Annotated in this window: 6 protein-coding genes; 4 read left to right on the forward strand and 2 right to left on the reverse strand. The window is 33.6% G+C overall.

Going from position 1 to position 11,438, the window contains the following annotated elements; translation table 11 throughout:
- Positions 1-15 precede the first annotated feature (15 nt).
- Together addA and F5ESL0237_RS03660 are read right to left on the reverse strand one after the other, a co-directional pair.
- Positions 16-3,627, reverse strand: a complete 3,612-nt coding sequence (addA, locus tag F5ESL0237_RS03655; protein ID WP_122024659.1) for a helicase-exonuclease AddAB subunit AddA — start codon at positions 3,625-3,627, stop codon at positions 16-18.
- 4 nt (positions 3,628-3,631) lie between these two features.
- Positions 3,632-7,102: a PD-(D/E)XK nuclease family protein gene (locus F5ESL0237_RS03660; protein WP_122024660.1), complete on the reverse strand. Its 3,471-nt coding sequence runs from the start codon at positions 7,100-7,102 to the stop codon at positions 3,632-3,634.
- A gap of 79 nt (positions 7,103-7,181) precedes the next feature.
- Between F5ESL0237_RS03660 and mvk the strand changes: the two genes are divergently transcribed.
- From mvk to fni, 4 genes are read left to right on the forward strand one after another with little or no spacing between them, the layout of a single operon-like run.
- Positions 7,182-8,090: a mevalonate kinase gene (gene mvk / locus F5ESL0237_RS03665; protein WP_122022040.1), complete on the forward strand. Its 909-nt coding sequence runs from the start codon at positions 7,182-7,184 to the stop codon at positions 8,088-8,090.
- Positions 8,090-9,052: a diphosphomevalonate decarboxylase gene (gene mvaD, locus F5ESL0237_RS03670; RefSeq protein WP_122024661.1), complete on the forward strand. Its 963-nt coding sequence runs from the start codon at positions 8,090-8,092 to the stop codon at positions 9,050-9,052. The genes mvk and mvaD overlap by 1 nt, the downstream gene beginning before the upstream one ends.
- A gap of 32 nt (positions 9,053-9,084) precedes the next feature.
- Positions 9,085-10,167 carry a phosphomevalonate kinase gene (locus tag F5ESL0237_RS03675; RefSeq protein ID WP_122021673.1) on the forward strand — a complete coding sequence of 361 codons (1,083 nt, stop codon included), beginning with the start codon at positions 9,085-9,087 and terminating at the stop codon, positions 10,165-10,167.
- A gap of 11 nt (positions 10,168-10,178) precedes the next feature.
- Positions 10,179-11,237, forward strand: coding sequence for a type 2 isopentenyl-diphosphate Delta-isomerase (fni, locus tag F5ESL0237_RS03680; RefSeq protein ID WP_122024662.1), 1,059 nt, complete (start codon positions 10,179-10,181; stop codon positions 11,235-11,237).
- Positions 11,238-11,438: the final 201 nt, after the last annotated feature.

Raw genomic sequence — 11,438 nt, forward strand, 5'->3', positions numbered from 1 at the left:
GTTCTTTCTTCTCCCCTATTTGACTTCAACAATCTTTTGCGCATTAAGTAAAATAAGATATTTATGCTTAACCTTTTTATTTGCGAAAGAGTTGAGTGCTTGTTCATATAAGCGTAATTGTCCCGTGTATTTATGCTTAACTTTTTTGATTGCTTCATCTTGATGATTAGGGTCAATATAATCAGTTTTATAATCAAACAATATTATGCCATCATCTTGGATGAAGTAACCATCAATTGTCCCATGAATTAGAATTTTCGCATCAGGATCACTGAAATCACTAAATAAAGTACTAGCAGGAATTAAACTTGAAAACTCTATTTCACGTTTTAAATTATGCGGCTTTTGCCAAAACTCTTTAGCAAAATCACTGTGAACAAACCAGTTAATTTGATCTTTATTGAGACTAGATACGATATCGGGATTAAGTTGATGATGTTTAATTAAATCTTTAATCTCTTTATCAAGTTGCTCCTGATTACCACGACCATTGTAATCATAATATTGTAAAAGCAAATGCATAGCCGTACCAATTTCAACTCCGGTAAAAGTTGTTTTAAAAAGAAATTTTGGTTTTGTATCAATTGGTTGTAAATAGCGGTTAGTAGAAGATAAAAGATGAGCATTTTCGAGTTCCTTATCTAAGGGATCATTGAAGGCTTTTTTAATTTCAGAAACTGACTGGTAGGCAGTTGTTTGGCTAGCATCTTTAAATGTATATGAAAAATCATATAATTTTTGGGCCATTCGATGCAAAAGTTCTGGACTGTAATTTGCTTTTTGCTTTGTATTAATCCTTTCATGAACCGTTTCAGCTGTCTTAGCTTGCTTATGATAATTTACAAAAATAAAATCTTTGCTGAGATCAAGATCCATATTAAGATCATTTAATGATAAACTGGAGCATTCCTGTAAACCAAGTGCTGGCCCAATAAAACCTAAGGGATTAGTAATGGTTAGTTTATCATTTAATGATATTTTGTGCTGTTTTGCTTTTCGACGCCATAGCTCAATATTTTGCTCAAAATTACTAATTTCAGCGGTTAAAATCAACTTTTGCCTTGCCCTAGTCATGCCAACATATAAAATACGTGCTTCTTCTTCTAAAAGTTGTTTTTCTTTAGTCATATTATCAATGGCTTTGAGCAAAGTATCGGCACAATAATGATTGCGTTGAATAGTAAGTCCAACATTGTCAGCAGTGATGATGTAGTCGCCACTTATATCACGTTTTTGAAAGCGATGCTGTAATCCAGCATAAAATACAATTGGAAATTCCAATCCTTTGGAACCATGAATTGTCATAAGTTTAACTGAATCATCAACTTCATTTGTTAGCAATGGTTGCGCTAAATCCTTTTGACTACGACGCATGCGTTCAATAAAATTGATGAATTGATACAATCCTTTGAACCCAGCGCTTTCATATGAACTCGCACGCTCATAAAGCGACTCTAAGTTGATGCGCCGCTGCTTGCCATTGGGAAGTGCAGTCATAATTTCTAATAAATCAGTTCGCTCATAAATGCTCCAGATTAATTCAGAAATACGATGATTGGCAGCAAATTGGCGTAAAGAAGCTAATTGATTTAAAAAAATTTTTATCTTTTGACTAAGTTCGTCATTAATTGCAACGTAAGCAGTTAGAGCATTATAAAACGTAACCTTTTTGCTATTTATACGAATTTTTGCTAAATCTGGTTCCTTAAAATTAAACAAGGGAGAACGTAAAACGGTCACTAAAGGGATGTCTTGATCTGGATTATCAATGAGACGTAAATAATTCATAATAATAGTCAATTCTATGGTTTGAAAATAATTTTTAGCATCAGTTACCAATAATGGAATATTCTCATTAGCAAATTCTTGCATCATAGCTAAATTATCGCTGCGACTTCTAGTTATAATTGCGATGTCGCTATATTTAAATGGTCTCTTTTGACCAGCTTTTACATCATAGATTTGTAAATTTTCTTGTTTAAATTGTTTGATTCGACTAATAATCATTGCAATTTCGGTAGAATCAAAAGTTTGCTCATCATTTTCTTTATCGTCTTCTGTTTGGTAATAAAGAAATTCTGTTGCTTGAGCTAAATCGTCTGGATAATATTGCGCTCCAAAAGTTAATTCCCCTTCTTCTGCATAATCAATGCCACCGAAATCAGGGGTTAAAATGTTATCAAATACTTGATTAACGATTTTAATAATCGGTTTAGTAGAACGAAAATTATCAGCTAGTAAAATTCGTTTTTGTGTTTTATTTTCGACAGTTTCTTCATATTTACGTAAAAACAAACTCGGGTCGGCTTGGCGAAAGCCATAAATTGACTGCTTAACATCCCCTACCATAAAAAGATTATTATGTTTGTCCTTTTTAATCAATTGCAAGATATTTTCTTGTAATTGATTAATGTCTTGATATTCATCAACCATAATTTCTTTAAACTTATTTTGATAAAAAGAACGAGCCATAGTTGAACTAGATGTATCTTGACTTAGAATTTGATAAGCTAATTGTTCCATATCACTGTAATCAAGCAAATTTTGGGCCCTTTTTAATTCATTAAATCGGTTAATTAAGGCCGTTTCTGCTTTAGTAATACCCAACATTATTTGCTTGCCTTGCTTTAAGATACTTAATTGTTCTTGTTCATCAGTGGCATAAAAAGATGTAAAGGAGTTAAAAACTAAAGTACTGGCTTCACTTTTTAATTCTGCACATTCATCAATAAAGTCTAGGATATCTTCATCCCATTTTTGGGATTTAGTAAATCTTGAAAATTTACAACTACGCAGATTTTCACGTTGTAAATCGTAATCATAATCTTGCTTTAGACTAGTTAAATAATAATCAAGACCTTGTTTAAATAGCGTAAAGCTTTCTTTTACTTTCTTGAGCTCTTTAGTTTCAATGATACTAGAAGATAAATAATGCTTGATTTTTTCCCTTAATGTTGAAAAACTTTCAAAAAGATAAGGTTTAACTTGTTCTTGCCATAATGGTGAAGTTATTAGGTTAGCTTTTACCTGATACTTTTGAGGCAAATTCTTTAACCAGGTAGTATAGTCAGGCTTAGCCATTGCATAATTATATAAATCCAAGAGTAAATTACGGGCTGCTTCTGCATCTCGATCTCCTGCAAAATTATTATAAAAAGCTAAGAAGTCTTCATCATTATTGGTTAGAAATTCATTTTCAATCTCATGCAAAGCACGTTCACGCATTAAGCTAGCCTGAGTTTCATCAGTTAAAATACTAAAACTTGGATCGAGGTCAATAACGTAATAAAAGCGATGAATAATATCTAAACAGAAAGCATCAATTGTTGAAATATTTGCTGCATCAATTAAATTAAGCTGTTGCCGCAAATAACGTTGCTTACTTGGTTCGGTAGTTTGGTTTAATTCAGCTTGAATAATCATCTTAATGCGATTTTTCATTTCTTGAGCAGCAGCTTTAGTAAAGGTAACGACCAGTAGCTGATCTACGCTAATTCCACCTAATATTTCTTGCAGTAAACGTTGGACCAAAACGGTGGTTTTGCCACTACCAGCAGATGCTGAAACTAATATATCGTGTTCTTTTAGAGTAATTGCCTGCTTTTGCTGATTAGTATAAGAAGTCACTATCTTATTCACCCTTTTCTAGTTTTGCTTTAACCTTGTCAATCAATTCAGCTTTTTTTAAGTTTCCAATTTGATGATATTTATTTTCTTTCAACATGGCATCAAAGAAGAAAATATCACGATAATCAGAGTAGGTTAATGCATTGCTACTCTTACCATATTTATATGGATTTAATTTGATTTCACCAGCAAGTATTTGTCTGGCTGCATTTTTAATTAAGACTTCATCATATTCGAGTAATAGATCAATTTCATCATCACTAAAAGAATTACCATAAAAAATCAAATGGCCATCTTTAGCAGATGATTTAACATTAGCATATAAATTTGATGATACGCCTTGTTTTTTAAGTTCGGCGTCAGCTTTTAAAAAAGCTAACTGATCATTATTGATGATGCCCTTATAGTGTAACCGATTGTTACTATCATAATTAGTCTCTTTAATTTGCAAGTTAGTATTATAAAGCATTTTACTATTGAGCCGTTCTAGCTGCCTGGTAATTGTTTGATAAAAGGCCCCCAATAAGGATAAAGAGTTCTTTCCCGCAAAAAAGGGTCTATTTTGCTTTAAAACATCAAGATACGAGATCATTTGTAAAGAAATGCCTTCATAAAAAAGACCTAAATCAAACTTTTTAGCAGAAGACTTATAATCAATTATTTGGGCAATTGTTTCTTTTGTTTCTGGTAATTGAGCTAAGTCAATACGATCAATTTTTCCCCGTAAATTAACTTGATGATTAGTAAGATCAGGTATAGGGAAATTAAGTCCGCCTACTTTTTCACCTAAGCCAAAACTTAATTCAGAATATTTTGCTTGTAGAGGTGTTACTTTACCATTACGATGCCAATTATTTACCACCCGCGATGTGGTTTTATCTAGGCACTTGAATAGAAATTGATTGAACGGATCGTTTAATAACTGCTGATATTTGATTTCACTTGTTATATGCAAACGTACATCCTTAAGTATCTGATTTAGGGTTTTATCATCAATTTCTGCTAAATTAAGTGCTTGCCGATTAAGCTCCTTAACTAAGAAATCAAAGGTTTCATGACAGTAATTACCTGCCTGAATTAAATCTAATTCATTTTCAAAACGTTTATGTAAATGTAAGCCATAGTTTAAAAAATATTCATAGGAGTTTTCATAGAAAGTCTCTAATTGTGACACTGAAGCATTTAAGTCAGAACCATATAATTTTTGCGCCAACGCTGGGCCGATGTCTGTAGGCTCGTTAACAAACTGACTAGCTGCTGTAACTAAGGCCGTTTGATAAGGTAAATGTTGTTGGGTCATTTGAATTAAAGCCGTAACATTGTTGTTTTGTGTTTGTCCTAAGTATGTTAAGTATCCCAAACTTGCTTGTGGATTAGTCAAAAAAGTTAAGACGTCCTGTATTCCTTCTGGCAAATCGTGTTGTTCAAATTCCGGTGCGCCAGCTTTTTTAATTCGTTCATAAAAGATTGAAGGAAGGGCTTTTTCATTGTCAGATCCAGCTACAGAATATGAAAGATAAACTTTATCTTCTGCTAGAGCTAAACAATCGCCAAATTGATAATTTTGATTCAAATTATTTAGTTGTTGAAAATCTTCCAAATAAGCTTCCTCACCAAAGGCTGGTCGCAGTTTTTCTAAATTTTCAGTACTTAAAAATCCCGGTGTTGTTTTAATTTGTGGTAGATTGACATTGGTTGCCCCTAAAATAAAAACTTGCTTATAGCCGCTAACTTGAACAATGCCAGTTTCTGATAAATTAACAGCATCTAATGTTGCTGGTATCTGAGCAAAAGTTGCTTCTTTGAAGCCATTTATCAAGACATCAAAAAAACTCGGTAGATTAAACTCAGTTTCATTAATTAAAAGATAATCATGCAATAAATTAATTAGTAAATCCCAAATTTGTTCAGATTGGCGGGCTTGTTGTAAGTCCCCTTCTTCTTGAGCCTCTTCACGCCATTTTTCTAAGACTTGTGTAACTCCATTTTGGATTAAAAAATTAAAAAAGATGGTAATTGCTTTTTGCGTGTTTTTTTCTTTTTTAATACTAGTTAGTAACCCTGTTAATTGCTTGACAAAGTAGTTTTTTAACTTGTTTATTCTGGCTACTTCATCGGAATCTTGGTCAAGATAAATAGCACCTGCAGCTGTGAAATCAGTAAAATCTCGTTTCCAAAGATTGTTATTAATACCGTGAGCTAAAACAAAATTTTCTAATTCATCAATATCATGTAAATAAGCACTCTCAGTTTGATACCAGTTCGGAATAATTAATCGGGTTTTCATCACGGCTAATATATTTTGGGTAGCAAGTGGGCGAGTTAATAGTTGGGCAATATTTTCAATTAAGACTACTAAAGGATGGTATTTCATTTCTTGCTGTAAGTCATTAAAGAAAGGGATTTTATTTTGTCGTAAAATTGGAGTTAGATAGGTTTCATATTCATGTAAGTTTGGTGCTAACACCAAAAAATCACGATAGCGATAATTATTTAAGGCTACCTGCTGGTAAATAGTTCGTGCGACAAAATAAGCCTCAGAGTAGCGGTTATCAGCCCGAACTAGCTGTATTTGATCTAGGCCGCTAATATCATCTATTACATTAATCCAAAATTCATTAAGTAATTCTCGTTTTGTTGGTACTGGTGCCATGGGTGTCTCACTAACTTCAAAGTTTAGTTTATGCACATTTAAATAATTGATTAACTGATTAATTGTTTTTTGAATAACATAATCATAATCTCCTGGTTCAGTTTGCTTTTTAATTTTACCTATTTTAGTTTTAAAGGCTAAAGTAACACTATGTGCTTTCATCATCAAGAGCTTAATTGTTAGACATTCTTGTAAAGTAAAATGGGAAAAATCGCTAAAGTAAAAATCAGTTTTGCTTAAATCAATTTTCCCCGCCAGATACTCATTTAATTGCAATTGAATTTCATTAGAAGTAGAAAATTTATCATTAATACCTGCGATAAAACCATCATATATAACTTTTAAATCAGCGATTTTATTTTTGGTTTCCAAATCTAGTTTTTCTTCATTAATTTCAGTTAAATCTAGATTGCCTTCGCGAATTTGTAAAATGGTGTCATAAATTTGCTTTAGTAATCCGGGGCTAGTGCTAACATTTTTGAATAAATGAAGTTGATCTCGATTTTGCTCAATAATTTTAGCTAAAAGCATTGCAGCAGCTGCATTATCTAGTTGAGTTGGTAGTCCTTTTTCAGCATCTTTTAAAAAGTACCATGCTAAGCGTGAAAAAGATAGCACTTGTAAGTTTTTAACTGATTGTTCAGTATGCTGCAAACTAACGGCTAACTTATTAATTGCCCTAATTTCTGTGGTAAACTTAATATGATTGGGAACGATAACGAAAGTTTCATGTTTTGGAAAGCGAATATAATTTTCTACCGCTGCCTGCAAAACTTTTTCTTGTAAGGAATCTGTCTGTCGACCGATTAAAATCTTAATCATTTGTTCACTTCTCCTCTATTCTTTTTATTTTAGCATAGGAGGAGCAAATTTTTCACAAACAATGAGGATCTTAAATAAAATGAAACTTAGTTACAAAGCACATGGAAAGGTAATTCTACTCGGCGAACACTCAGTTGTTTATGGGTATAACGCTTTAGCAATGCCAATAAAATCTTTATGGCTTAAAGCAACAATTGAACCATCTACCATCTTATGGATGGATACTGCTCTATATCACGGCCCATTTTTGGCTGCACCAGCTGAATATGATGGCTTAAAGTATGTTGTTACCAAATTGTTAGCTAAGACTAACTCCCAACAATTGATAAAAATTACTTATACAGGAAAAATTCCAATTGAACGCGGCTTAGGTTCAAGCGCGACGGTAGCGACTGCAACTGTTAGAGCATTAAATGATTATTGGCAATTAAATTTGAGTGAAAAAGAAATCATCGCCATGATTAATCATGCAGAAATGATTAATCATGGTAAGGCGTCAGGAATTGATGCCGCTACAGTTAATTCTGATAATTTGATTTTTTTCAACAAAAAAAACGGTGCTCTCCAATTAAAAAGTAAATTGAAAGCCAGTTTATTAATTATGGATACTGGTGATTTGGGTAATACTCAAAAAGCAGTTAAGCAAGTTCATACAATAGTAGCTAACTCGATCCCAGCTAGGCAAAATATTAAAAAATTAGGTAACCTTACTGATCAAGCTAAAGTTGCTTGGGTGAACCAGGATAAGCAACAATTAGGACAAATTTTTAATTTAGCCCAAGATATATTACATTCTTTTAATTTATCGACTACTAAAATTGATCAAATACAAGATATTGCGCTTGCTAATGGTGCTTTGGGTTTTAAATTATCAGGTAGCGGTCTGGGCGGCATTGTGATTGCGCTTTGTGCCAATCATGAAATAGCTGAAAAAATTGCTGACCTAAGTCATAAATTAATTGTTAACCAATGGATTGAGGAAATTTAATGAATAAAACAGCCCGTGCTCATACTAATATTGCCCTAATTAAATATTGGGGTAAAGCCGATTCGAAAAATAAATTACCTTTAATGTCCAGCTTATCTATGACTTTAGACCAGTTTTTTACTGATACTAGGATTACGGTTAGCGAAAAAAATGAATTTGTTCTAAATGGTGTCCAGCAAGCAGTCAAAGACTATCAAAGAGTTTTTACTTATTTAAAAATTTTACAAAAAAAATTTGGTGTATCAGATAATTTACGGGTTGAATCGACTAACCACGTTCCCACTGCTGCAGGTCTGGCCTCTTCTAGTTCAGCTTTTGCAGCGATGGCTGGAGCTTTTTGTGCTTGCTATAATATTCAGCTTAGTAAACGTGATTTATCAAAAATAGCTCGATTAGGATCTGGTTCGGCTAGTCGTTCAATATATGGTGGATTTGCAATTTGGCAAAAGGGATTTGATCATGACTCATCTTATGCCTATGCTCTAGATGAGACTCCAACTATGGACTTACATTTGCTTGCAATTGAATTAAATCCTAATCCTAAAAAATTATCTTCAACTGCTGGGATGCTTCAAGCACAAACATCTCCATTTTTTATACCTTGGATAAAACGTAATGAGCAGGAGCTTAGCGCAATGGTTGCAGCAATTAAGGCCCAGGACTTTTCAGCTCTAGGTCAATTGGCAGAACTTAATGCCAATGAAATGCATGCGATTAATTTAACTGCTAACCCTGGCTTTAGTTATTTTGAGCCCGATACAATTCATGCTATTCACTTGGTACAGCAATTACGTGCTAGTGGGATTGAATGCTATTATACGATTGATGCTGGTCCTAATGTAAAAATTTTAACGCAATTAAAAAATGTCAAAGAAATTGTTAAACAGTTTCTATCAGAATTTGAGAATGTTAAGATAGTAAATGCAAGCTTTGGTCCAGGACTTTCATACTTGGATCAATAATGTAATTTAATTGATTAGGAGCTTAAATTCTTTTGATAACAGAAAAAGCACCCGGAAAGTTGTATATTGCTGGTGAATATGCGGTTTTAGAGCAAGATTGTCCCGCAATTTTAGTTGCCGTTGATCAGTTTATCCGAGTTTCAATTACTAAATCAAATTCAAAAATGGGCTTAATTCATTCTAAGCAATATTCGCAAAATTCAATTCACTGGGTACGTCGTGGGGCGAAAATGGTAATTGATAATCGTGATAACCCTTTTGAATATATTTTGGCAGCAATTTCGTATACTGAGCAGTACTGTCTTGAACAACATGTCAAAATGAAAGTTTATGATTTATATGTTAATTCTGATCTTGATTCAGCTGATGGCAAAAAATATGGCTTAGGTTCAAGTGCAGCAGTTACAGTGGCAACAGTCAAAGCAATTTTACGCTTTTATCATGTCGTATATAATAATGAATTAGTATATAAGTTATCTGCTATTTCGCATTATTCTGTACAAGGCAATGGGTCTGCCGGCGATATTGCAGCTAGTGTATATGGCGGCTGGTTAGCATACCAAACTTTTGATAAGGCCTGGTTAAGTAAAGAATTGGCTACTAAAAAATTAGTAGCAGTGGTCAGTGAAGCTTGGCCAGGATTAAAAATTCAGCTTTTGACTCCCCCTAAAGAAATGAAATTACTTATTGGTTGGAGTCAAACTCCCGCATCTACTTCACGTTTAGTTGATGAAACAAATGCGAATAAAGATGCATTAAATGAAAAATATAGTGAATTTTTGCAAGCATCAAGAAACTGTGTTTTAAAAATGATTGCCGGCTTTGAAGAGAATAATATTACCATTATTCAGCAAGAAATTCGCAATAATCGGCACTTACTTCAGCATTTTGCGCAAATCAATCAAATTGCTATTGAAATTCCTCGCTTGTCAAGACTAATTAATATTGCAGAAGACTATGGTGGAGCAGCTAAGACTTCCGGAGCTGGCAACGGTGATTGCGGAATTGTGATTGCTGATCATACTACCGATATTCCTGCTTTAATCAATAACTGGAAGCAGAATGACATTTTGCCATTAAACTTCCATGTGCATCAAGTAAAATTATTACAATAAGGGGGAATAAAATGTCCATTCGATCTCAGCGTAAAGAAGACCACCTTGCTTTAGCTGGTCAATTTTATAAGACGAATAAGCCAAATAGCTTTGACCAAATGCATTTATTGCGCCCGGCTTTGCCCGAAACTAAAGTTAAACTGGAGCAATTAACAACTGTAATGTTTGGCAAAAAAGTAGCAGCCCCCTTCTTTATTAATGCAATGACTGGTGGAGCCGATAAAGCCTATGCAATAAATCAAGCATTTGGTAAGATAGCTGCAAAAACACAGATAGCACTAGCACTAGGTTCAGCCAGTATTTTAACTAAGGAACCAGAAGCACTTACTAGTTTCTTGGTTGCTCGAGAAGAAGATCCAACTGGAGTTGTAATTGCTAATCTTAATGCTAAGACTAAAGCTGATTCGGCCCAGGAAATTGTCCGAGCACTCGAGGCTGACGCACTGCAGATTCATCTCAATTCTGTACAAGAAATAGCTATGCCAGAAGGAGAAAGAGATTTTACTTGGCTAACAAATTTACAAGACTTACGCCAAAAATTGACAATTCCAATTATTATTAAAGAAGTTGGTTTTGGCCTTGATCCAACAACTATTCGCCTACTCAAAAGTGAAGGCTTCACTTTATTTGATATAGCTGGTAGTGGCGGTACTAACTTTGCTCAAATTGAAAATGCTAGAAATGAACGTGATTTATCTTATTTAGAAGATTTAGGCTTACCCACTGTTTTAGCAACTATTCTTGCTAAAAAGGAGCAAGTTGAAGTAATTGTTTCAGGTGGTGTACGCCAACCATTAGATGTCTTTAAAGGACTTGCTCTAGGTGGTAAATATATTGGCGTAGCTAATGTTTTCTTACAAGCATTGGAACAAAAGGGAGCTGATTTTTTATTGCAAATGATAAAGAATTGGCAAGAAGAACTGGCATATTTGCTGGCTTTATATGGGATAAGTGATTTAAAGCAAATAACCAAGTTAAAAAAATATTATGATGAGCCCCTTTATAGTTGGCTTCAACAATTTAAACAAAAAAATTCATTTAAAAGTGAATTCCCAAAGTTAGACTACTAAATTTTAATAATGATTGGCTAAGGCTTGATGACAATATTTAATTGGCGTTAAGCCTTTTTGACTACACTTTATGTGTTCTTAATTATCATACGCAATGTTAATTAAGCTTACTCAGTTAGATTATGATAGCGGGCTTGTTGGTCCACATTTTCAAGCTGATGTAGCTTAACCAAATGGTTAACTAGCTACCCCGCTATTTTT

Origin of the sequence: Lactobacillus sp. ESL0237 (genome assembly GCF_003692985.1) — a bacterium.
GTDB classification, from domain to species: Bacteria; Bacillota; Bacilli; order Lactobacillales; family Lactobacillaceae; genus Lactobacillus; species Lactobacillus bombicola.

Bases quoted from the DNA above. Each gene is read 5' to 3' on its own strand.
- F5ESL0237_RS03660 (WP_122024660.1), bottom strand. From the start codon at position 7,102: ATGATTAAGATTTTAATCGGTCGACAGACAGATTCCTTACAAGAAAAA.
- mvaD (WP_122024661.1), top strand. From the start codon at position 8,090: ATGAATAAAACAGCCCGTGCTCATACTAATATTGCCCTAATTAAATAT.
- fni (WP_122024662.1), top strand. From the start codon at position 10,179: ATGTCCATTCGATCTCAGCGTAAAGAAGACCACCTTGCTTTAGCTGGT.
- mvk (WP_122022040.1), top strand. From the start codon at position 7,182: ATGAAACTTAGTTACAAAGCACATGGAAAGGTAATTCTACTCGGCGAA.